Origin of the sequence: Stenotrophomonas sp. SMYL20, assembly GCF_036320045.1 — a bacterium.
Taxonomy (GTDB): domain Bacteria; phylum Pseudomonadota; class Gammaproteobacteria; order Xanthomonadales; family Xanthomonadaceae; genus Stenotrophomonas; species Stenotrophomonas maltophilia_A.
Window position 1 is genome coordinate 1 of the sequence record NZ_JAWIRT010000036.1, and the last position, 22,161, is coordinate 22,161.

Annotated in this window: 18 protein-coding genes; 6 read left to right on the forward strand and 12 right to left on the reverse strand. The window is 67.3% G+C overall.

The features are described from left to right. Positions 1-324: 324 nt before the first annotated feature. Positions 325-660, reverse strand: coding sequence for a Rieske (2Fe-2S) protein (locus V3B48_RS19675; protein ID WP_049401603.1), 336 nt, complete (start codon positions 658-660; stop codon positions 325-327). Between the two features lie 178 nt (positions 661-838). Between V3B48_RS19675 and V3B48_RS19680 the strand changes: the two genes are divergently transcribed. The 4 genes from V3B48_RS19680 (at position 839) to V3B48_RS19695 (ending at position 4,093) form a co-directional block, all read left to right on the forward strand. Further along, a complete protein-coding gene (locus V3B48_RS19680) occupies positions 839-1,120 on the forward strand; it encodes a hypothetical protein (protein WP_005410817.1) in 282 nt (93 codons plus the stop codon). Between the two features lie 75 nt (positions 1,121-1,195). Further along, a complete protein-coding gene (locus tag V3B48_RS19685; protein WP_049401602.1) occupies positions 1,196-1,912 on the forward strand; it encodes a fumarylacetoacetate hydrolase family protein in 717 nt (238 codons plus the stop codon). Positions 1,913-1,967: 55 nt separating this feature from the next. Continuing rightward, positions 1,968-2,372, forward strand: coding sequence for a large-conductance mechanosensitive channel protein MscL (mscL, locus tag V3B48_RS19690; RefSeq protein WP_032130206.1), 405 nt, complete (start codon positions 1,968-1,970; stop codon positions 2,370-2,372). Between the two features lie 299 nt (positions 2,373-2,671). Continuing rightward, positions 2,672-4,093, forward strand: coding sequence for a M28 family peptidase (locus tag V3B48_RS19695; protein ID WP_049425124.1), 1,422 nt, complete (start codon positions 2,672-2,674; stop codon positions 4,091-4,093). A 264-nt stretch (positions 4,094-4,357) separates the two neighbouring features. On the opposite strand, the gene V3B48_RS19700 is transcribed toward V3B48_RS19695, so the two are convergent. The 10 genes from V3B48_RS19700 to V3B48_RS19745 all read right to left on the reverse strand — a co-directional run bounded on the left by V3B48_RS19700 (position 4,358) and on the right by V3B48_RS19745 (position 18,802). Continuing rightward, complete coding sequence (locus V3B48_RS19700) at positions 4,358-5,809, reverse strand: alanine/glycine:cation symporter family protein (protein ID WP_329894281.1); 1,452 nt, start codon at positions 5,807-5,809, stop codon at positions 4,358-4,360. Positions 5,810-5,819: 10 nt separating this feature from the next. Beyond that, on the reverse strand, positions 5,820-6,812 hold the full coding sequence (locus tag V3B48_RS19705; RefSeq protein WP_049399971.1) for a hypothetical protein: 993 nt from the start codon (positions 6,810-6,812) through the stop codon (positions 5,820-5,822). Positions 6,813-7,049: 237 nt separating this feature from the next. After that, positions 7,050-7,826, reverse strand: coding sequence for a TrmH family RNA methyltransferase (locus tag V3B48_RS19710; protein ID WP_232528381.1), 777 nt, complete (start codon positions 7,824-7,826; stop codon positions 7,050-7,052). A 52-nt stretch (positions 7,827-7,878) separates the two neighbouring features. Beyond that, positions 7,879-9,399 (reverse strand): alanine/glycine:cation symporter family protein, encoded by a 1,521-nt coding sequence (locus tag V3B48_RS19715; RefSeq protein WP_285303495.1) that lies wholly within the window; start codon positions 9,397-9,399, stop codon positions 7,879-7,881. Positions 9,400-9,577: 178 nt separating this feature from the next. After that, positions 9,578-10,117: a GNAT family protein gene (locus tag V3B48_RS19720; protein WP_121504476.1), complete on the reverse strand. Its 540-nt coding sequence runs from the start codon at positions 10,115-10,117 to the stop codon at positions 9,578-9,580. Next, positions 10,110-13,235: an efflux RND transporter permease subunit gene (locus V3B48_RS19725; protein WP_071228525.1), complete on the reverse strand. Its 3,126-nt coding sequence runs from the start codon at positions 13,233-13,235 to the stop codon at positions 10,110-10,112. Before V3B48_RS19725 ends, V3B48_RS19720 begins: the two co-directional genes overlap by 8 nt. Beyond that, positions 13,232-14,338 (reverse strand): efflux RND transporter periplasmic adaptor subunit, encoded by a 1,107-nt coding sequence (locus tag V3B48_RS19730; RefSeq protein WP_329894282.1) that lies wholly within the window; start codon positions 14,336-14,338, stop codon positions 13,232-13,234. Before V3B48_RS19730 ends, V3B48_RS19725 begins: the two co-directional genes overlap by 4 nt. A gap of 276 nt (positions 14,339-14,614) precedes the next feature. Continuing rightward, the gene (locus V3B48_RS19735; protein ID WP_329894283.1) at positions 14,615-16,678 is read right to left on the reverse strand and encodes a TonB-dependent copper receptor; all 2,064 of its coding nucleotides are present in this window, start codon (positions 16,676-16,678) and stop codon (positions 14,615-14,617) included. Between the two features lie 72 nt (positions 16,679-16,750). Beyond that, a complete protein-coding gene (locus V3B48_RS19740) occupies positions 16,751-17,182 on the reverse strand; it encodes a DUF2946 domain-containing protein (RefSeq protein ID WP_180845005.1) in 432 nt (143 codons plus the stop codon). A 636-nt stretch (positions 17,183-17,818) separates the two neighbouring features. Then, positions 17,819-18,802, reverse strand: coding sequence for a LysR family transcriptional regulator (locus V3B48_RS19745; protein ID WP_043403003.1), 984 nt, complete (start codon positions 18,800-18,802; stop codon positions 17,819-17,821). Positions 18,803-19,009: 207 nt separating this feature from the next. Here V3B48_RS19745 and cysK point away from each other — a divergent pair, with 207 nt between their 5' ends. Next, positions 19,010-19,969 carry a cysteine synthase A gene (gene cysK / locus V3B48_RS19750; RefSeq protein ID WP_032127874.1) on the forward strand — a complete coding sequence of 320 codons (960 nt, stop codon included), beginning with the start codon at positions 19,010-19,012 and terminating at the stop codon, positions 19,967-19,969. Positions 19,970-20,244: 275 nt separating this feature from the next. After that, positions 20,245-20,844 carry an O-acetyl-ADP-ribose deacetylase gene (locus V3B48_RS19755; protein ID WP_329894284.1) on the forward strand — a complete coding sequence of 200 codons (600 nt, stop codon included), beginning with the start codon at positions 20,245-20,247 and terminating at the stop codon, positions 20,842-20,844. Between the two features lie 91 nt (positions 20,845-20,935). Here V3B48_RS19755 and V3B48_RS19760 read toward each other — a convergent pair whose 3' ends face one another. After that, positions 20,936-22,084, reverse strand: coding sequence for a hypothetical protein (locus V3B48_RS19760; protein WP_049400593.1), 1,149 nt, complete (start codon positions 22,082-22,084; stop codon positions 20,936-20,938). Between the last annotated feature and the right edge of the window lie 77 nt (positions 22,085-22,161).

The following is a 22,161-nucleotide window of genomic DNA, read 5'->3' on the forward strand; positions in this document are numbered from 1 at the left end:
CGCAGAGGCCGAAGCAACGGCAACGGCAAAAGCGTGCATTTCGTGGGATGGCGGGGTGGGGGGGGGGGGGGGGGGGGGGGGGCGGGCCGGCGCGGGGGGACGGGGGGGGCCCCCCCGCGGGCCGGCGCCCCCCCCCCCCCCCCCCCCCCCCCCCCCCCCCCCCCCCCCCTTCGACAGATTTCTGCGATCTGTCGGAACGGCGTCCTGCACTGCTTTGGTAGATGTCGACCTTGGTCGACACGGTAGATCCACGCCATGCGTGGATGGATCTCTGGATATCTGTTGATCCGGTGGGTGCGGACCGTTGGTCCGCACACCGATAGGTCAGGCCAGGTAGATTTGCCCGTCGCGCACATCCACCGGCACCGCGCGCAGGCGGTCGCCCTTGCAGGGACCGGCGATGCAATCGCCGCTGTCCAGCGCGAATGAGGCGCCGTGGGCGGCGCACACCAGGTGGCCTTCGCGGCTCTTCAGGAACTGGCCCGGCGCCCAGTCCAGGCGACGGCCGGCGTGCGGGCAGATGTTCAGGAACGCGCGCACCTGCGCGCCGTCGCGGTACAGCACCAGCGATTCGGCATCGCCATCAACCACCGCTTCGACCTCGGCAAACGCGCCATCGGCAATGGCATCAAGGGCGATCAGGGCAGCGGCGGCAGTCATGGCGAAGGCTCGGACAGTAAACGCGCATTGTCGCACGCCCGCTCAGGTGACTGGCTGCAACATGAACACAAGTCATTGATTCGTAATAAGCACAGGCTATATTTAACGAGTTTTTCACTCAATGACAGTGGCACGTCCCGATACTCTGGTTTCGCTGATCCCAGCCTATCGAGCCGCCATGTTCAATCGCGCATCCGCCTTCAACCAGTTCCGCACCCTGTTCGCGCCGCGCAAGCCGCGTCACCCGCTGGTGCGCGTTGCCGTGGGCCTGCTTGGCCTGGCGATCCTGGCGGCGATGGTGTTCATCGGCGTGTTCGTCGGTGCGGCGATGATCCTGGTCGGCCTGGCGTGGAAGCTGCTGGCCTCGCGCAAGCCGGGCGTTGCCCGTCCGGTCGATCCGACCGTGGTCGAAGGCGAGTACCGCGTGGTGCGCAAGCCGGTGCTGCCGGCCTCGCGTTGATCCACGCCCTACGCGCCCGCTGACGGCGGGCGTCATGCGTTCTAGACTGCGGGCACGCCCTTCCTGGATGCCCGCATGTCCGATGTCTCCGATGTGATCCCTGCCGTAGCCCTGCCGCGTGTGCCGGTGGTGGGTGGCGGCAGTTTCCCCGTGCACCGTATCTACTGCGTCGGCCGCAACTTCGCCGACCATGCCCGCGAAATGGGCGCAGCAGTGCCGGCGGCCGACGATCGCGGCCGTCCGATGTTCTTCAGCAAGCCGGCCGATGCGATCGTGGTCGGCCACGACGATGCCATTCCCTATCCCCCGGCAACCGCCAACCTGCACCACGAAGTGGAGCTGGTGGTGGCGATTGGCCGTGACGCGCCCGTGGGCGAGCTGGCCATGGCCGACGCCGAGGCACTGGTCTACGGCTATGCCGTGGGACTGGACCTGACCCGCCGCGACCTGCAGGCCGCCGCCAAGGACAAGGGCCACCCGTGGGATGCGGCCAAGGGCTTCGATGCTTCCGCGCCGATCAGTGAAATCGTCCACGCCGAGGAAGTCGGCGACCTGGCCGCGCTGAACCTGTCGCTGGAGGTCAACGGCGAAGTGCGCCAACAGGCGCTGCTGGACCAGATGATCTGGAACGTGCCGGAGATCCTGCATGAGCTGTCCAAGCTGTGGCAGCTGCGTGCCGGCGACCTGGTGTTCATGGGTACCCCGTCCGGAGTGGCCGCGCTGAAGCCCGGCGACCGCTTCAGTGCCCGCCTGGAAAACGTGGCCGAGCGCCACGGCGTGATCGCCGGCTGACATCACCTGCGCTACCCTGCGCGCTGTCCACTTCCCCCACCGGAGAAAAACAACAATGGGAATGCTCACCGAGTTCAAGGAATTCGCGATGCGCGGCAACGTCATCGACCTCGCCGTCGGCGTGGTGATCGGCGCGGCCTTCGGCAAGATCGTGACCGCACTGGTCGAGAAGATCATCATGCCGCCGCTGGGCATGCTGATCGGCAAGGTGGATTTCTCGCAGTTGGCGTGGACGTTGTCACCGGCCAGCATCGGTGCCGACGGCAAGGAAATCCCGGCCGTGGTGATCGGCTACGGCGACTTCATCAATACGCTGATCCAGTTCGTTATCGTGGCCTTCGCCATCTTCCTGGTGGTCAAGACGATCAACCGCCTGTCGCGCAAGCAGGAAGCCGCCCCGGCCGCACCGGCCGAGGAAGTGGTGCTGCTGCGCGAGATCCGCGACAGCCTGAAGAAGTAAGGCCGCAGAACGGTAGTGGGGGGGGGGGGGGGGGCCCCCCCGGGCGGGGGGGGGGGCGCCCCGCGGCGCGGCGCACCCCCCCGCGCTGGCGGCGCGCCGCGGCCGCCACACCCGCTCACCGGGGGGCCCCCCCCCCCCGCCCCCCACCACCGCGACTGCACGAAAGCCCCGCCCCGGCGGGGCTTTCGCTTTGCCGGTCATGGCGGAAAACAGCGTTCGCGCCAGCCATGACCTCCCGCCCATGCGCCGGGCTGAACGACTGTTAAGCTCCAAGGCTTGGTCCCTTCCCGGAGCTGTCCATGCGTCGCCGCGTCCTTGCCATCGCATCCTCCCTCGCCCTGCTGGCCGCCCCGGCCTTCGCGGCGCCGCACACCACCACCCTGCCCCCGGCGTCGCTGTCCACCGCTGCGCAGCTGCGCGACCAGGCGCTGGCCGATGACACCGGCTGGAAGGTGGTTGAATCGCTCACCACCGAAATCGGCCCGCGCATCGCCGGCAGCGAGGCCGACGCCCGCGCCGTGGCCTGGGCCGAAGCCAAGTTCAAGTCGCTCGGCTTCGACAAGGTCTGGAAGGAACCGGTGACGTTCCCGAAGTGGGAGCGCCGCAGTGAACACGCCGCGGTGACCGGCAGGAACCCGCAGCCGCTGCAGATCACGGCGCTGGGTGGCAGCCCGGGCGGCACCGTTGAAGCCGAAGTGGTCCGCTTCGCCGACCTGGCCGCACTGCAGGCCGCACCGGCCGGTTCGCTGAAGGGCAAGATCGCGTTCGTCGATTACCAGATGCTGCCGTTCCGCGATGGCCGCGACTATGGCCGTGGTGGCGCGATCCGCAGCAAGGGCCCGTCCGAAGCGATCCGCAAGGGCGCGGTCGGTTTCCTGATGCGCTCGGCCGGTACCGACTCGCACCGCGTGCCGCACACCGGCATCACCCGCTTCGACGACGGCCTGACCCCGGTGCCGTCTGCAGCACTGTCGGTGCCCGACGCCGATCAGCTGGCCCGCCTGCTGGCCCGCGGCAGCACCACGGTGAAGGTGGCGCTGGACTGCGGTTGGGATGGCACCGCCACCTCGTACAACGTGATCGGTGAGATCACCGGCCGCAGCCTGCCGAAGGAAGTGGTGGTGATCGGCGGTCACCTGGATTCATGGGATCTGGGCACCGGCGCGGTGGATGACGGCGCGGGCGTGGGCATCACCATGGCCGCCGGCCACCTGATCGGCCAGCTGAAGCAGGCGCCGAAGCGCACCATCCGTGTGATCGCGTTCGCCAACGAGGAGCAGGGTCTCTACGGCGGCAAGGCCTACGCCGAGGCGCATGCCAAGGACGTGGCCCTGCACCAGCTGGCGGCCGAGAGTGACTTCGGTGCCGGCCGCATCTATGCCTTCAATACCGGTTCGCCGAACCCGGAAGGCTCGCGCGAAGCGACGAAGCAGATTGCCGAAGTGATGAAGCCGCTGGGCATCGAGTACCAGGCCGACAAGGGTGGCCCGGGCCCGGACGTCGGCCCGTTGGCCGCCAAGGGTGGCGCGTGGGCATGGCTGGCGCAGGACGGCTCGGATTACTTCCACCTGCACCACACCGCCGACGACACGCTGGACAAGATCGACCCGAAGGCGCTGGCGCAGAACGTGGCCGCGTACACCGTGTTCGCGTACCTGGCAGCGGAAGCCGATGGCAGCTTCGGCAGCGAGGCCAAGGCGACCACGCCGCCGAACGAGTGATGCGGTAGCGCCGGGCCGCGCCCCATGACCTGTGGGCGCCATTGCAATGAGCGCATCGCAATGCGCGCGGAACCTCCCGCTCGGCATTGAAAAGGGTTCATGCCCGGCGAGCGCAGCGGCGGGAGCGGTGCGAACCAAGGTTCGCACCCACCGGGTAATGGCGCACCCACCGGGTAAGGGCGCATCCACCGAGTAATGGCGCACCCACCGGGCGATGGCGTGGGTCAGAGCCCTCGCCGTGGCGAGGGATCTGACCCGATCCTGTCAGCCCTCCCACACGCTGGTGTTGCGCACACCCAGCAGCTTCGGGTTGAACAGCGGATCCTTGCCCGCCTGGCGATGCTGTTCGTAGTCGCGCAGCGCCGCCAGCGCTGGCTTCTGCAGCAGCAGGATGGCGATGATGTTCAGCCAGCTCATCAGGCCGACGCCGATGTCGCCCAGCGACCACGCGATCGTTGCACTGTTCACCGCTGAGTAGCCGGTCGCGGCCAGGAACAGCAGCTGGAACCCGCCCATCACCCACGGCGCGGGACGATCACGGCACAGGTAGCTGATATTGGTCTCGGCCATGTAGTACAGCGCCAGGATGGTGGTGAACGCGAACGGCAGGATCGCCAGCGCCACGAACGAGCGGCCGAAGCCCGGCAGCGCGGACTCCACCGCGTGCTGCACGAAGCGCGGCCCGGCTTCGACGCCAGGCAGATTGCCCAGCAGCAGGCGCGCCTCATCCGGAATGCCGTTCACAGCCGGGTCGTAGACGTTGTACAGGCCGGTGGAGAGGATCAGGAACGCGGTGGCGCTGCACACCACCATCGTGTCGATGTAGACCGAAAATGACTGCACCAGGCCCTGCTTGACCGGATGAGTGACTTCGGCGGCAGCGGCCGGATGCGCACCACTGCCCATGCCGGCCTCGTTGGACAGCACACCACGGCGCACGCCCCACTGGATGGCGGTGCCGATCATTGCACCGAACGCTGCATCCACACCGAATGCGCTGCGCAGCACCAGCATGATCACCTCCGGCACCTTCTCGGCGTTGAGCACCATCACCAGCGCGGCCACCAGCAGATACGCCACCGCCATCAACGGCACCACCCACTCGGCAACCCGCGCGATGCGGCGCACACCGCCGATCAGGATCGCGCCCAGCACCACCAGCAGCACCGCCGTGGTGATCATCACCGGCACGTCCCAGGCTTCGTTCACCGCACTGGTGATCGCATTGGACTGGGTGCCGGCCAGCATCGCACCGGCCAGCACGGTGACCAGCGCAAACAGCACTGCATACCAGCGCTGGCCCAGGCCTTTCTCGATGTAGTACGCGGGGCCACCGCGGTACTGGCCCTTGGCATCGCGGTCCTTGTAGATCTGTGCCAGCGTGGATTCGATGAAGGCGCTGGAGGCGCCGAGGAAGGCGACGATCCACATCCAGAAGATCGCGCCCGGGCCACCAAAGGCGATGGCCATGGCAACGCCGGCGATGTTGCCGACGCCGACGCGGCTGGACAACGACAGCGACAGGGCCTGGAACGGTGACACACCGGCTTCGGAGCGCTCGTGCCGGAACATCAGGCGCAGCATCTCCGGCAGCGCGCGCAACTGGATGAAGCGGGTACGCACGCTGAAGTACAGGCCGGCGAGCAGGCAGAGCACCACCAGGTACGGGCTCCAGACGATGCCGAGGATGGTGTTGACGATGGATTCGATGTTCATCGGCAGCCCCTCAGAAGAACATGCCCAGGGCGACCTGGGGGCTGATGATGCGGCCGGTGTTGCGCCCGGCCACGGTGAATTCGACGCCGGCGATCAGGCCCAGCGACGGGCTGAAGTGATACTCCACAGCCGGCGCCAGGCTGACGTTGCGGCTGGCCGGACGGTGCTCTTCAATCCGCTCGATCGCACCACTGCCGTTGCGTGCGAAGCCGCTCAGACGCTGGCCGGTCTCGCGGCTGGCGGCCATTTCCATCACCCCCACCCAGCGCGAATTGAAGCTGTACTCGGCGCCTACCGACAGGCCCAGTACCGAGCCGCGCGAAATGTGCCCCTGGAAGCTGTCATCGGTGCCGTACACGCTGGTGCCGGAAATGGCAGTGCGCGACGGTGCCGGCCCGGCGCTGAGCTGGGCGCGCCAGCGCACGGGGCGGTCATTGCCCAGCCACACCACCTGCTGCACGCCCAGCGCCGCGGTGGTGCGCTGAACGCCGTCGCCCTGTGCATCCAGCGGATTGCCGGTGATACGGTCATGGCTGCCGGTGCTGAAACGCTGCACCAGCGCGACCGAGATGGCCGGACGGGTGCCATCGGCATTCGGCGCCTGCAGCAAGTACTGCAGGCGTGCGGTGGTGTCACCGGCGCGGAAGCCGCTGCTGCGCGCACTGCCGGATTCGGAGCGCGAGGCACTCAGATTGACCTGGCCCATCACCCGGTCACTGAAGCCATAGATGATCGGCACCACCGTGGCCCAGGCGCCACTGTGCCCGGCACTGCGGCGACGATCACCGTTGTTGTCGTAGTGGTCGCGGCTGTCGACCCGCACCAGATAGGGCTCGATGTACCAGTTGCCCTGCGGCAGGCCGGCCGGATTCGGCGTGATCAACGGGCCGGTGAAATTGACACCGTCGAGGCTGCGTTCTCCGGCCTGCACCGCGGGTGCCGCAAGCGCAGCGAGTGCCAGCACCAGGAAAATGCGACGTGTGCGGCGTTGGATTCGATGCATGGAACCACTCCTGTACGACGTTGGAAGGAACTCCACCGTGCGATGCAGGAAACGGCCCAGCAATGAGACAAATACTAAAATTGCTTACCTGTCCATCAAGCGTGTTTGAAGCAACGCAAGCTGACGCGGATGACCCAGTTTGCTGCGCGTGCATCGTTTGCGCTCTTGCGCCGCGCAAAAGAAAACCCGGCCGCAAGGGCCGGGTCAGGAGATCAACACAGCATCAGCACGACGGAATCATCCGTGGCAGCGGCTCGCCCACTGCGCCAGCAGCACGGCCGTTGCCGAGGCCACGTTCAGGCTTTCCACCGCGCCGCTGCCGGGAATCGACAGCTGCTGGTCACACTGACTGGCCAGGCCGCGGTCCATGCCCTCGCCTTCGGCGCCCATCACGTACACCAACCGTTCCGGCAGCGACGCACGGAACACGTCGTCGCCACCATCAACGAGGGTCGCAGCCAGCCCGAAGCCGGCCGCACGCAGCTGCGCCATCGCCTGGGCGGTCTCCGGCAACTGCACCAGCGGCACCGACTCCGCACCACCTTCGGCCACGCGCGCAGCGGCACCGGACAGCGCAAGCGTGCTGCCCGCCGGCAGCAGCAGCGCCTTGACGCCAAAGTGCGCGGCCGAGCGCAGGATCGCACCGAAGTTGTGCGGATTGCCGACACCGTCCAGCCACAGCGCCAACGCCGGGCCTTCGCCCAGATCCTCCAGCCACTGCGCCAGCGGTACGACAGGCGCGCGCAGCACGTCGGCCACCAGGCCTTCGTGGTGCGTGGTAGCGGCCAGTTTGTTGAGGTCGCCCTCCTCCACCACGCGGTAGCCCACACGGTTGGCCACGCACCACTTCAACACCGGCTGCATGCGCGGAATCAGCGCGTCCACCAGGTACAGCTTGCGCAGCGCCTGCGGGCGCTTGGCGAACAGGGCCTGCACGGCGTTCCAGCCATACAGGCGCAGTTCGTCATTGCCACGCCCCGGCGGTGGCGGGGTGCCGCCCTCACGCGGTGGCAGCGGGGTGGCCCGCGGCGGTCGCGACGACGGGCGGCGGGCGTTCTTCCAGGGATCATTCACTACGGGACAACTCCAGCTTGCGTTGACGCCAGAAATCGGCGTTCTTGATGCCCAGGGCATCGGGGTCGAAGATCGGATCGAGGCCGAGCTTCTTCTGTCGTTCGTAATCACGCAGGGCCAGCATGGCCGGCTTCTGGATGATGAGGATGGCAATGATGTTCAGCCAGGCCATCAGGCCCACGCCGATGTCACCCAGCGCCCAGGCCAGGGTTGCATTATGGAACGCGCCGAACACCACCATGCCGATGATGCCCAGGCGCAGCACCAGCACGGTCAGCGGACGCTTCTTGTTGTGGTTCACATAGCTGAGATTGGTCTCGGCCATGTAGTAGTACGCCATGATGGTGGTGAAGGCGAAGAAGAAGATGGCGATGGACACGAACGCCGAACCCCAGCCCGGCAGCACGGCTTCCACACCCGCCTGGGCGTAGCCCGCGCCTTCCGGAATGCCGGCCAGGCCCTGGAAGATCGGCGGGGCACCGGCACCTGCCGCCGAGTACACGTTGTAGGTGCCGCTGGCCAGGATCAGGAACGCGGTGGCGGTGCACACCATCATGGTGTCGAAGTAGATGGCGAAGGCCTGCACGTAGCCCTGCTTGGCCGGGTGCGAGACTTCCGAGGCGGCTGCCGCGTGCGGGCCCGAGCCCTGGCCGGCTTCGTTGGCGTAGATGCCGCGCTTGATGCCCCACTCCACCGCCAGGCCCATCATCGCGCCGAACGCGGCGTGGGTGCCGAAGGCGCTGCTGAAGATGATGTTGAACATCTCCGGCACACGGTCGTAGTTGATGATCATGATGACAATGGCCATCAGGATGAAGCCGGCTGCCATGAACGGCACCACCACTTCGGCGAAGTTGGCGATGCGCTTGACGCCACCGAAGATCACCACGCCCAGCAGCAGCGCCACCACGATGCCGATGCCCAGCTTCAGCGCCTGCACCGACTCCATGCCGAAGGCCTGGCCATCGAGCGGGCCGCACAGTGCGGTGCCACGGCAGGCGTTGATGATGCTGTCGGCGATGGCATTGGCCTGCACGCCGGGCATCAGGAAGCCGGCGGCAATGATCGTGGCGATGGCGAAGGCCAGCGCGTACCACTTCAGGCCCATGGCCTTTTCGATGTAGTACGCCGGGCCACCACGGTAACGGCCTTCGGCGTCCTTGGTCTTGTAGATCTGTGCCAGCGTACATTCCACGTACGAGGTGGATGCGCCGAGGAAGCCCATCACCCACATCCAGAAGATCGCACCGGGGCCGCCGAAGGCGATGGCGGTGGCCACGCCGGCGATGTTGCCGATACCCATGCGCCCGGCCATCGACATGGCCAGGGCCTGGAAGGACGACACACCGGCGTCTGATTTCTCACCCTTGACGGTGAGGCGGCACATCTCGAGGAAGCCGCGGATCTGCATGAAGCGCGTGCGCAGGCTGAAGAACAGGCCGGCGCCCAGGCACACGAAGATCAGTGCCTTGCTCCAGATGATGCTGTTGATGAAATGTACGGTAGCTTCCACGCGCGCTCTCTCCAGTCGGCGGGTTGTGAGGACGTCCCGTCGGCTGGAGGGGACCGGTCGATTCTCCCTGATCGAAGGCCGCTGCGGTAGCGCTGTGTTGTAGAGCCGAGCCCATGCTCGGCGTGGTGATGACGGCAGCCGAGCACGGCCTCGGCTCTACCGCGGCCGGCCCGCGTGTTCAGGGCAGCTGCGTGCGCACCCGGGCGAAGCGGCGCAGGTCGTGCAGCACCCCGCGCTTGTAGACCGCGCAGCGGTCCACGCCTTCTTCCTGGAAACCGTTCTTTTCCAGCACCCGGGCCGAGCCGAGGTTGAAGTCGACCACCCCGGCCTGCAGCCTGAACAGGCGCAGCTCGTCCATCACCCAGGGTGCGAACAGGCCGACCACCCGGGTCATCAGCCCCTGGCCCCAGTAGGCCTGGCCCAGCCAGTAGCCCAGTTCCGCCATGTGCCCGCGCTCGGCAGTGCCCTGCTGGGCCCCGACGCTGCCGCAGGCCTGGCCGTCGATCTCGATGGCCAGGTTCAGGGTGCCAGGGGCCAGCACGCGACCGGCGAGGAAGGCCTCGCCATCCTCGCGCGTGTACGGGTAAGGGAAACGATCACGCAGGCCCCGCGATACCTCGGCGTCGTTGGCATGGCGCAGCAGCGATTCCAGATCATCCGGGCGCCAGGGGCGCAGTTGGAAGCCGTCGCCTCGCAGCACGGTGGTCGGATCAGGCATGACCACCCACCGAGGGCGACTCCGCCTCCTGCTTCTCCAACTCGCGCTTCACCGCTTCCGGCGAGCGGGTGTAGGGCGCCAGCCGCGCGTAGAACGCCGGCACCACGAACAGCGACAGGAACGTCGAGAGGGTCACACCGAAGATGATCACGATGCCGATGGTGCCACGGCTGGCCGAACCGGGGCCACCGGCCACCACCAGCGGAATCGCACCGACCACGGTGGCGATCGAGGTCATCAGGATCGGGCGCAGGCGCACCATCGCCGATTCGATGATCGCCTCGCGCACGGTTCTTCCGTCGTCACGCAGCTGGTTCGCGAATTCGACGATGAGGATTCCGTTCTTCGCGGCCAGGCCGACCAGCATGACGATGCCGATCTGGCTGAACAGGTTCACCGTGCCACCGCTCACCCACAGGCCGACCAGCGCGCCGAGCACGCCCAGCGGCACGGTCAGCATGATGGTGAGCGGGTGGATGAAGCTCTCGAACTGCGCGGCCAGCACCAGGTAGACCACCAGCAGGGCCATGGCGAAGGTCAGCAGCACCGCGCCACCGGCACTCTGGTATTCGCGCGATTCGCCCTTCCAGTTCACCTGTGCGTACTGCGGCAGCTCCTCGCGCGTGACCTGCTGCGCCCAGGCAATGGCTTCACCCAGCGGATAGCCCGGCGCCAGGCCCGCGTTGATGGTGATCGAGCGCAGGCGGTTGAAGCGGTTCAGGGTGCCGGCCTCGGCCACCTCACTCAGCGTGACCAGGTTGGACAGCGGCACCAGTTCGCCGGACGTCGCGCGCACGCGGATGGCGGCCAGGTCGGCCGGGCTGGCACGGCCATCGCGACCGGCCTGCACCAGCACGTCGTACTCTTCGCCGTTGTCGACGAAGGTGGTGACGCGGCGCGAGCCCATCATGGTTTCCAGTGCCGAACCGATCGCGGTGACCGGCACGCCGAGGTCGGCCGCACGCTGGCGGTCGATGTTGACCCGCATCTGCGGCCGCGTTTCCTTGTAATCCGAGTCCGGGCCGACCAGGCCGGGGTTGTCGGCCATGCGCAGCAGGATACGGTCGCGCCACTGCGCGATCTCGGCATATTCCGGGCCGCCCAGCACGATCTGGAACGGCTGCCCGCCGCTGCGCACCAGGCCACCGCCCACCTGCGTACGCACGCGCACGCCGCGGATGGTGTCCAGTTCCTTCTGCAGTTCGTTGGCCACTTCCGGCGTGCCTTCGCTGCGCTGGCGCCACGGCTGCAGGAAGATGCTGACGCGGCCGGTGTGCATTTCCTCGCTGGCGCCCCAGCCACCGGGCACGCGTGGATTGGCGCGCACGATCGGTTTGTCCGGGCCAACATGCGGTGCCAGCATCGATTCCACCTGCTGCACCTGCTGCACGGTGTAGTCGTAGCCGGCGCCTTCCGGGCCATCGATCATGATCTGGAACGAACCGCGGTCTTCGGCCGGCGCCAGTTCCGACGGCAGCAGCTTGAGCAGGCCCCAGCTGGCGGCCAGTGCGGCCACCATCACCAGCAGGTAGATCCAGGTGCGGTCCACGTGGTGGTCGAGCACCCGCCCATAGGCCCCGGCCAGGCGTTCCAGGTTGCGGTTGATGAAGCCATGCAGGCCACGCGGTGCCTGCCCGGTATGCGGCTTGAGCAATTTGGAGGCCATCATTGGCGTCAGCGTCAGCGCCACAAAGGCGGACAACGCCACCGCCGCCGCCAGCGCCACCGCCAGTTCGCGGAACAGGCGCCCGGTATTGCCTTCCAGGAACCCGACCGGCAGGAACACCGCCACCAGCACCGCGGTGGTGGCGATCACCGCAAAGGCGACCTGCGTGGTACCGCGTTTGGAGGCGACAAGCGGGGGTTCGCCCAGGTCGATGCGGCGCTGCACGTTCTCCACCACCACGATCGCATCGTCCACCACCAGGCCGATGCACAGCACCAGGGCAAGCAGGGTCAGCAGGTTGATCGAGAAGTCGAACGCATACAGCGCGATGAATGCCGCGACCAGGCAGACCGGCACCGTCACCGCCGGAATCAGCGCAGCGCGGAAGCTGCCGAGGAACAGCCAGATCACTGCCAGCACCAGGATCATCGCCTCCACCAGCGTGGCGTAGACGCGGTCCACCGCGGCTTCGATGAAGGTGGTGTTGTCGAAGGCAACGAAGATCTGCGTGCCCTTGGGCAGGGTCAGCGCGACCCGTTCGGCTTCAGCGCGCGCAGTACGCGCCACGTCCAGCGAGTTGGCGGTGGAGGTCTTGACGATGCCCAGGCCGATGCCCGGCTCGCCGTTGCTGCGGTAGTACGCGCGGCGCTCGGCCGAGGCCAGCTCGATCTTCGCCACATCGCCCATGCGCACCACGTAACCGTCACGACCCTTGCCCAGCGGGATGGTCGCGAAGTCTTCGGGCTTGATGTAGTTGCGCTCCACGCGCAGGGTGAAATCGCGGTCGGTCGACTCGATGCGGCCGGCCGGCAGTTCCACGTTCTCGTTGCGCAGCGCGGTTTCCACGTCGCCGGTGGTCAGCCCGCGCGCCGCCAGCTGGTCGCGGTCCAGCCAGATCCGCATCGCATAGCGCTGGCGGCCGCCGATGCGGACCTGGGCCACGCCATCGAGGCTGGAGAAACGATCGACCACGTAGCGGTCGGCGTAGTCGCTCAGCTCCAGCGTGTCCATGGTCGAGGAGACCATGTTGAACCAGATGATCGGGTCGGCATCGCTCTCGACCTTGGCGATCTCCGGCGGACGCGCTTCCTCCGGCATGCGGTCGGCGACGCGGCTGACCGCATCGCGCACATCGTTGGCCGCCGCTTCGATATCGCGGTTGGAGGTGAATTCGATGCTGACCTGCGAGCGGCCGTTGGTGCTGCGCGCGTTGATCGTATCGATGCCTTCGATGCCGGCCAGCGCATCTTCCAGCACCTGGGTAATGCGGCTTTCGATGACCGCGGCCGAAGCGCCGGTGTAGTCCACCGATACCGAAACGATCGGCGGATCGATGGCGGGCAGTTCGCGCAGGGTCAGGCGGGTGAAGGACATCACGCCCAGCACCAGCAGCAACAGGCTCATCACCACGGCGAACACCGGCCGCTGGATGGAGATGTCGGACAGCTTCATCCGCCGTGGCCCTCGGCCGCGACCGGCGCCGGTGCATCAGCCGGCTTCGCACCCGTGACCGGTGCGGCGTCCTTGGCCGCGACCTTCAGGCCCGGGCGCAGCTTGCCGGTGCCATCGACCACGATGCGCTGGCCCGCTTCCAGCCCCTGCCTGATCTCGACCACGCCGGCACGGCGCGCACCGGTGACCACATCCACGCGCTCGACGCTGTCGTCGGCGGTGATGCGGTACACGAAGGTATCGCGACCGACCTGGACCACGGCGATTTCCGGAATCACCAGCGCCGGGCGCTCAGGGTGGAACAGGCGCACGTCCAGCAGCATGCCCGGGCGCAGGGCATGGTCACCATTGGCGAAGTCGGCACGTACGGTCACCGCACGGGTGGCCGGATCGATGCGTGCGTCGATGGTGCTGACCACGCCCTCGAAGGTACGGCCCGGCCACGCCACGCTGGTGGCACTGACCTTGTCACCGACGCCGAGCGCGGCCAGTTCCACTTCCGGCACCTGGAAATCGATGTGCATGTGTTCGATGTCGTCGAGCGTGGCGATCACCGTGGTCGGCGTCAGCAACGTGCCCGGGCTGACCTGGCGGATGCCGAGCACACCGGCGAACGGTGCACGCACGCGGCGGTCACCGATGTCCGACTGCATCTGCGCCACACGCGCCTCGGCGGCATCGCGGATCGATTTCTGCGTATCCAGCGTGGCGCTGGACACCAGCCGCTGCATGGCCAGCTCGCGCTGGCGCCTGTACAGCTGGTCGGCCTCATGGAAGGTGGCCTGCGCCTGCACCAGCGCGGCCTCCTGGGCCTGCCCGCGCAGGGTCACGATCGGCGCACCAGCGGCAACATGCTGGCCGCTTTCGAAGTGCACCTTCTCGACGATCTCGCTGACCTTGGCGGTGACGCTGATCGATTCGCGCGCCTTGGCCGTACCCAGTGCCTGCAGCGTGTCATTCCACTGCGTGGACTGCACGACCTGCGCGGTGACCGGCACCGCTTCTCCCTGCCGACGGGCGGCGGCCTCCTGTTTGCCCGCGCACCCGGCCAGCACGGCCAGGCTGAGGCCAAGGGCCAGGGTCGAAGCGATGCGAGCCAACATGAACGGTCCTGAGTGATCCACGGCCGCCGAGTGTAGGCAAGCGCCCACAGAAGCGATATGTGCCAAGCGTTTACTGGCGTGGAACCGGCGTCGCGATAGCGCCGTGAACCCGTTCCGTGCAAGGCTGACCGCAGCGGTGTCGGCATGTGTCGAGGTGTATCCAGCCGTGCACCGCAGGCGTTGCCATCGTAGAGTCGAAGCTGCCCGGCAGAGGGCGTCGGGCGGGGGCGGATCCTGGCGGGGATCCGGCCCCGGTTTTTTTTTACACCCGGCGGATCAGTACCGGTAGTTCACCTTCATCCACAGGCTGCGGCCCGGCTCGTTGATGCGCACCGGGTCAGCCGGAAAACCGAAGTCGGCGCTGCCGGCCAGATTCAGGTGCTCGCTGTAGGCACGGTCGAACAGGTTGTCGACGCCCGCGCTGAGCTGCAGCTGCGAACTGAAGCGGTAAGCAGCGTTGAGCGCGAAGGTGGCGAAGCCGGCACTCGGCCCCAGGTCCTGCGCGACCACATTGCCTTGGCCATTTACGACACGATGCTGGTGGGTCACCGCGCGCAGCAGCGCACCGGCACTCCAGCGCTGGCCTTCCCAGTTCGCGCTCAGGCGTGCTTCCAGTGGTGGCATCTGCGGCAGCGGGCGATGCTGGTCGCGGTTCTCGCCCCAGGCATAGGCCAGCGTGCCGCCCAGCTTCCACTGCTCGGCCACGCTCACTTCCAGGCCCGCCTCGGCACCGGCAATGCGGGCATCGACGTTGCGGGCCTGGCTCATGCCCATCATGCCGCTGCCGTGGTAGGTGAACAGGATGTAGTCCTGGATCTGCCCGGCGTACGCCGACACCCACGCCTGCACACGGGGCCCCTTGTATTGCATGCCCACATCAAGCTGGGTGGTGCGCTCGGGCTGCACACCGGTGAACGCGTTCACTGCACCGGCCGGGCCGTGGTTGGGCGAGAACAGCTCCCAGTAGTCGGGCATGCGTTCACTGTGGCCGAGGCCGGCGTACCAGGTCAGGCCATCGGCCAGGTCCTGCTCGTAGCGCAGGAAGCCGCTGCCAAGCCATTCCTTGCGCTGCAGGCCAGCGGTCGGATTCGGCCGGTTGCCCATCATCCCGCGCACCGACTGCCGCTCATCGCGGACGCTGGCGCGGTCGATGCGCAGGCCGCTGATCCAGCGCTGGTCGGTGCCGGCGCCAAGGGTCAACTCGGTGAACACGCCATAGCGGCGGAAGTTGGCATCGGTTTCCCAGGCGGCCTGGCGGTAGGTGTCGCGGCCCATGCCCATGCGGCCACGATGGCGGCTGTCTTCGCCATCCACACCCGCCACCAGCTGCACATCCTGCCAGCGCCACTCGGAACTGACCCGGCCGCCCTGGGTACGGCGATCCACGTTCGACGCCATCGGCATCGGCATCATGCTGTTCGGGTTCGGCGTGCGCAGCGTGTAGTTGTCCATCACATGGTCGGCGTTGTTGTAGTACACGTTGGCCTGCAACGTGTCCCATGCCCCCGGCAGGTTGCGCTTCTCGAAACGCGCCGCGTAGCTGGTGCGTTCGAACGCGGCACCGTCCATGCCACGGCCCGCGTAACGCGCGATCGCATCACCGGCACCGGCGGAAATTTCCAGCAGCGTGTCGGCATCCGGCGTCCAGCCGATGGCTACGTCACCGTTCCACTTGCGCCACTTCGACGGCACCACGTCACCGTGGCCGTCCTTGTAGTCATCGGCTTCGGAACGGTTGCCGCTGGCGCGTACGTAGCCTGTCGGGTTACCCAGGGTCAGGTCCAGCACCTGGTCGTTGCGGTTGCGCGAACCGACCAGCGCACTGGCATCGGCACGCAGGCCCGGCTCCTCGAAGCGCGGCGTATCGCGCTCGAAACGCACGGTGCCGGCCGACGCGCCCGCCCCCCAGCGCACGCTCTGCGGGCCCTTGATGATGGTCAGCCGGTCGAAGCTTTCCGGCGCGATGTAGGACAGCGGATTGTCCATGCGCGACGGGCAGGCACCGATCAGGTTGCCATCGTTGCTGAGGATGTTCAGGCGCGAACCGAACATGCCGCGCAGCACCGGGTCACCGTTGGTGCCGCCGTTGCGGATGGCGGAGAAGCCGGGGACGGTCTTCAGGTAGTCGGCGCCATCACTGGCAGGCACCGGCTGCCGCGGCAGGCGCGGATCGGTCACCCAGTGCAGCGGGGACGACGGTGCGGCGGCGGTGACCACCATCGTGTCGAGGGTACGTGCCTCTTCGGCAGGCGCAGCGTGGGCCAGTGACGCGGCCACGGCCAGGCCAAGGGCAACCGGCAGGCGCGCGCAGGCGCCCGCGGGGCGGGAAGTCATTTTCATCGGAACAGCTCCAAAGTACGCACGCGCGCACGGCGCCCGGTCAGGCGTCGTGCGGCAGATTCGATAGGGATATCAGCGGACGATGGAGAAACGCGGCGGCCCGCGCGCGGCATGCGCCGGCCAGCACAGCGCGGGCAGCACCTGCTGCGACCACGGGAACACCAGCTGCGGCCGCCACAGCAGCGGCAACAGCAGCACCAGCACGGCCAGCCATGGCAGCAGGCGCATTGCCAGCACGCAGTATTCGCAGGCTTCGCCGTGCATGGCGTGGGGGTCGGGCGGACGGCTGGGCGCGGCCGGCGCGGCGCCGTGCTGATCGTGCCCGGCCATGGCCATGTCGTGCATGTCATGGCCCATGGCGGCGTGGTCCATGCCTGCCATCGCGGCATGCTCCATCGGCTGCGCCTGCAGCGCGCGGCTGACCAGTGGCGCAAGCACCATCAACAGCGTCGCCAGGACGGCGAGCTGGAGCAGAAGGCGCTGCGGGCGGGACAGGCGGGTCACCCCGCTAGTGTAGAGCCGGGTCCAGGGTTGCCCGTGCGACGAACCGTCGCAGGCATTTGCGACACCCGTCGCAGGGTGTTCGGCAGGGCTGCGCCCTGCACCTGCAGATGCCACGTCCACGGCAAGAGCCGAAGCAACAGCAGAAGCTGGTTTCCTGAGGGATGGCGGGGTGGGTCCAGTTGCGGGGGACGCCGTAAATCCGTCCATGGAGGCTCGGTCGCGCCATCCATGGCGCTCACGCCCCCGCAACCGGACCCACCCCGCCTTCGACAGATTTCTGCGATCTGCAGTAGATCCACGCCATGCGTGGATGAATCTCCATCGGAATCGAATATTTCGAATTGGAATCGAAATGCATCCACGCATGGCGTGGATCTACCGTGTCGACCAAGGTCGACACCTACCAACAGCCGCCGGAATCTGTCAGAGGTGGGGCGGTGTGGGCAGGCAGGACCGTTGGCGCCATGGATGGCGCCATCGAGCCCCCATGGATGGGTTTACGGCGTGTCCTGCCTGCCCACACCGCCCCGCCATCCCACAGGAAACCCGCATTTGATGTTGATGTTGCTTCTGAGGTTGCCGGCCAGCGGCCGGCACTACCGCGGGTGCAGGGCTGCAAGCCCTGCTCGACCCACCTCACACCGTGATGGTCTGGGTCAGTGACTCCCACGTCGGTGGCACCGGCCACGCCGCCGCCTGGTTGCCATCCAGCACCCTGCGCAGATCACGCGGATCGATCTGCGGTGCCAGCACGTGCACCAGCTCCAGCGCGTAATCACGCAGCACGCGATCGCGAGGCAGCACCGCCCAGGCAATGCACTCAGTGATCGGCTCCGGGGCCGGCCACGACCTCAGGTCTTCGTCGTTGGAACTGACCGCCATCTCCGCCAGCAGGCCCACGCCCAGACCGGTACGCACGTAGGTCTTGATCAGGTCGGCATCCAGCGCGGTCAGCGCCAGATCCGGCACCAGGCCGTTCGCAGCGAAGGCGCGCTGCAACGAGGAATTCGGCCGGGTCGAGGATTCGTAGCTGATCAATGGCTGCCGGGCCAGCGCGGCCAGGTCTGGGGCGCGGCCGGCGCGGTCCAGCGGGTGGCCCTTCGGTACCACCACCAGGCGCCGCCAGCGGAACAGCGGCACCGCGATGCCATCAGTGGGCTCACCGCCAGCGGTGCTGATGATCGCAATATCGGCATCCCCCTGGTTCAGGCGGTCCAGCGCGTCGGCTTCACCGGCCTGCTGCAGATGCACGCTCACCTGGGGATAGGCCTGCTTGATCGCTGCCACCGCCGGCGGCAGCACGAAGCGCGCCTGGGTGTGGGTGGTGGTCAGGATCAGCTGGCCCTGGCTCTCGCGGCGCTGGTTGGCCGCGTAGGTGCGGATGTTGTTGGCCTCGGCCAGCACCGCGCGGGCGCGGGCGATGACCTCGGTGCCGGCCGGGGTGACCGACTCCAGGCTGCGGCCCTTGCGCACGAACAACAGGAAACCCAGCTCGTCCTCCAGCTGCTTGAGCTGCTTGGACAGACCGGGCTGGGTGGCGTGCACGCGCGAGGCGGCCAGCGTGATGTTCAGCTCGGCGTCGGCGATGGCAACCAGGTAGCGCAGCTGGGTCAGCGTCATGGGAGGCACGCGGCGTGGGGCGGAGGTCCACTCTAGGGTCAATTGCCGTCACCAGCTTATAACCAAAGGTTGTTTAAGAAAGGTATCTGGTCATTTCCGGGCGTCATATGCCGGCGCTACGGTCAGCCGGCAGCCGCTGGCCTGAACAGCCAGCCCTCCCCCTTCGCCCGCCGAAGCCCGGCGCGGCCCCGTTTCCGGAGCGCTTCCATGGCCCTGTACGACTCCATCCTCGATACCGTCGGCAACACCCCCATCGTCAGGCTGCAACGCCTGGCGCCCGCGCAGGTCAGCGTCTACGCCAAGGTCGAGTCGTTCAACCCGGGCGGTTCGGTGAAGGACCGTCTGGCGCTGGCGATCATCCTCGACGCCGAGGCACGCGGCCTGCTCAAGCCGGGCGACACCATTGTCGAAGCCACTTCAGGCAACACTGGCGTGGCACTGGCGATGGTCGCCGCCGCGCGCGGCTACAAGTTCGTGGCCACCATGGTCGAGACCTTCTCGGTGGAGCGCCGCAAGCTGATGCGCGCCTATGGTGCCAAGGTGATCCTGACCCCGGCCGCCGAGCGCGGCAGCGGCATGGTGCGCAAGGCGGCCGAACTGGCCGAGCAGCACGGCTGGTTCCTGGCCAGCCAGTTCGCCAACCCGGCCAACCCGGCCTATCACCGCAACACCACCGCTGCCGAGATCCTGCGCGACTTCGCCGGCAAGCGGCTGGACTACTTCGTCAGTGGCTGGGGCACGGGTGGCACGCTTACCGGCGTGGGCGAAGTGCTGAAGGTCGCGCGCCCGCAGACCCGCATCATCGCCACCGAACCGGCCGGTGCCGCACTGCTGAAGGGCGATGACTGGAAGCCGCACAAGATCCAGGGCTGGACCCCGGACTTCGTGCCGGACGTGCTCAACCGCGATGTGGTGGACGAACTGGTCTCGGTCGAAGATGACCGCGCGATCGCCACCGCGCGTCGCCTGGCTGCGGAGGAAGGCATCTTCGTCGGCATTTCCGCCGGCGCCACCGTGGCGAGCGCGCTGGACGTGGCCGCCCGCGCTGAACCGGGCTCGGTGATCCTGGCAATGCTGCCCGATACCGGCGAGCGCTATTTCTCCACACCGCTGTTCGCCGATGTGAATGAGGGTTCCGACGACGACTGGCTGGCCGGCCTGCCGTGATGCATTGGGTCGGATCCCTTTCCTGCAGGGAAAGGGCTCTGACCCGGTTTGCCAGAACCATGGATCGCAGGGGTCAGAGCCTTTTCCGTGCGGGAAAAAGCTCTGAGCCCTTTCTGCTTCAGCCTGCGTGAAGGCGTCGCCCGCCATCGTGCGTGAAGGCCGTCGGATCGCAGCGCGTGAGACGGTCATGACGCAGTATCGATGCCCTGTCCCCTACCGTGGGAACAGCCGGCGCAGATGCTGCGCGGAACACCTCACAGGCAGGAGACGGACGCATGAAGATCGAAGTTTGGCAGGGCGATATCACGACCCTGGCGGTGGATGCGATCGTCAACGCGGCCAATGAAACACTGCTCGGCGGCGGCGGCGTCGACGGCGCGATCCATCGCGCGGCCGGGCCGGCATTGCTGGCCGAGTGCGAGCAGTTGCCGGAACTGCGTCCGGGCGTGCGTTGCCCGACCGGTGAAGTGCGCGCCACCGACGCTTACGCATTGCCTGCGCGGCATGTACTGCACACGGTGGGCCCGGTCTGGCACGACGGCCAGCGCGACGAACCGGCATTGCTGGCCAACTGCTACTGGAAATCGCTGCAGTTGGCCGAGTCGCTGGGCGTGAAGTCGATCGCCTTCCCGGCGATCAGCTGCGGTGTGTATGGCTATCCGCTGTACCAGGCCGCGCAGATCGCAGTGACGGAAACACTGGCGTGGCAGCGCAGCCATGCACAGCCGATGCGCATCGTGCTGGTGGCGTTCAACACTGCTACGGCGAAGGCCTACCAGCAGGCATTGAGCGCCGCGGGACAAAACACGGACAACGAACCGCGCGGGTCGATGCTGCCGCCTCTGGGCGATGCGGGCTTCGCCGCTGCGCACTGAACCGCAGCGCTTCCGGTAAAAGGAAAGGCCGGGCATTGCCCGGCCTTTCCCGTTGCGGCCTTGAGGTCATCCACGCTACGTGTGGATCACCTCAACGGCTGGCTGCTTCCACCGCAGCAGCGGCGTCATCGGCCACGGCAGCAGCTGCATCCGCAGCGGCGCGTGCGGCCGAGGCGGCAGCACCGTCGGCGCTGGCACCTTCGACCTGCACGCGCACTTCCACCAGGCCCGCACCGTTGTTCAGGCTGGACACGTCGACGGTGTAGTGACCGGCCGGCAGCGTCTCTTCCAGGCGTGCATTGGTGCCATTGCCACCGTCGTCGTCGGTCAGCTCGACGTCGCCGCCGACCACGCGCAGCACGGTATCGACCTGGCTGGAAATCGCATCCAGGCGCACGTCGGCCGGACGATCCAGGGTCAGCAGGAAGCGGCGGCGGCCTTCGTTGTCCAGCATGGTGTACGCGCTGCCCGACTTCGGCAGTGCCGTGCCATCGCGATCCACCAGGTTGCCTGGCAGTTCGATGCGGGTGGCCGACAGGGTGAACATGCCATTGACGCCGTCGCCGAGGCCGCGTGCAGTCAGGGTGTACTTGCCCGGCTTCAGCGAGAGGTTCAGGCGCGAGTTGGTGCTGTCGCCGCCGTCATCGTTCTCGGCATCCACGCCCTGGCCGGACAGCTTCAGCACCGGATCGAAGACATCCGAGACCAGGCGGATCTCGTACAGGCCCGCCTTCTCCACCTGCAGGGTGTAGTCCTGCGAGTTGCTGGCCAGCATATCGACGATCTCACCACTGCCCACCAGCGGCTTGCCGTCGTACGGCTTCAGCTTCTCGGCGCGCAGGCGGTACGGACCAAAGGCGCTCGGACCGTTGGCGTTGACCGCCACCTGGTAGGTGCCGCCACCGTTGGCACGGAAGGCCAGCGAGACATCGCCTTCGCGTTCGTAACCGGTATTGCTGGTGGACACCAGGCTGCCGTTGTTGAACACGGCGATCGAGCCGGTCAGTGCGCCGGTGAGCTTCAGGCCGACCAGTTCCCTGTCTTCCAGCTTGATCTGGTACAGCTGGTGATGGCTGCCGTCGTTGAAGTTGATGCCGCTGCGCGAGGTGATCTCGCCGGACACCGGCTTGTCGAAATCGAGTGACGCGGCCTTGCCTGCGTCACCACCGCCACCGATGCGGTTGCAACCGCCGGCGATCAGGACCGTGGCGACGGCCAGTGTGATTGCTGCCAAACGCATGTTTTTTCTCCTTGGCCTTCCATGTATGTCCCGCACACCGGCCCGGTGCGTGGGGGCGGAAAAGATACCCGCAAAAG

Coding starts and splice junctions, on each gene's coding strand:
- V3B48_RS19675 (WP_049401603.1), bottom strand. CDS start 660: ATGACTGCCGCCGCTGCCCTGATCGCCCTTGATGCCATTGCCGATGGC.
- V3B48_RS19680 (WP_005410817.1), top strand. CDS start 839: ATGTTCAATCGCGCATCCGCCTTCAACCAGTTCCGCACCCTGTTCGCG.
- V3B48_RS19685 (WP_049401602.1), top strand. CDS start 1,196: ATGTCCGATGTCTCCGATGTGATCCCTGCCGTAGCCCTGCCGCGTGTG.
- mscL (WP_032130206.1), top strand. CDS start 1,968: ATGGGAATGCTCACCGAGTTCAAGGAATTCGCGATGCGCGGCAACGTC.
- V3B48_RS19695 (WP_049425124.1), top strand. CDS start 2,672: ATGCGTCGCCGCGTCCTTGCCATCGCATCCTCCCTCGCCCTGCTGGCC.
- V3B48_RS19700 (WP_329894281.1), bottom strand. CDS start 5,809: ATGAACATCGAATCCATCGTCAACACCATCCTCGGCATCGTCTGGAGC.
- V3B48_RS19705 (WP_049399971.1), bottom strand. CDS start 6,812: ATGCATCGAATCCAACGCCGCACACGTCGCATTTTCCTGGTGCTGGCA.
- V3B48_RS19720 (WP_121504476.1), bottom strand. CDS start 10,117: ATGCCTGATCCGACCACCGTGCTGCGAGGCGACGGCTTCCAACTGCGC.
- V3B48_RS19725 (WP_071228525.1), bottom strand. CDS start 13,235: ATGAAGCTGTCCGACATCTCCATCCAGCGGCCGGTGTTCGCCGTGGTG.
- V3B48_RS19730 (WP_329894282.1), bottom strand. CDS start 14,338: ATGTTGGCTCGCATCGCTTCGACCCTGGCCCTTGGCCTCAGCCTGGCC.
- V3B48_RS19735 (WP_329894283.1), bottom strand. CDS start 16,678: ATGAAAATGACTTCCCGCCCCGCGGGCGCCTGCGCGCGCCTGCCGGTT.
- V3B48_RS19745 (WP_043403003.1), bottom strand. CDS start 18,802: ATGACGCTGACCCAGCTGCGCTACCTGGTTGCCATCGCCGACGCCGAG.
- cysK (WP_032127874.1), top strand. CDS start 19,010: ATGGCCCTGTACGACTCCATCCTCGATACCGTCGGCAACACCCCCATC.
- V3B48_RS19755 (WP_329894284.1), top strand. CDS start 20,245: ATGAAGATCGAAGTTTGGCAGGGCGATATCACGACCCTGGCGGTGGAT.
- V3B48_RS19760 (WP_049400593.1), bottom strand. CDS start 22,084: ATGCGTTTGGCAGCAATCACACTGGCCGTCGCCACGGTCCTGATCGCC.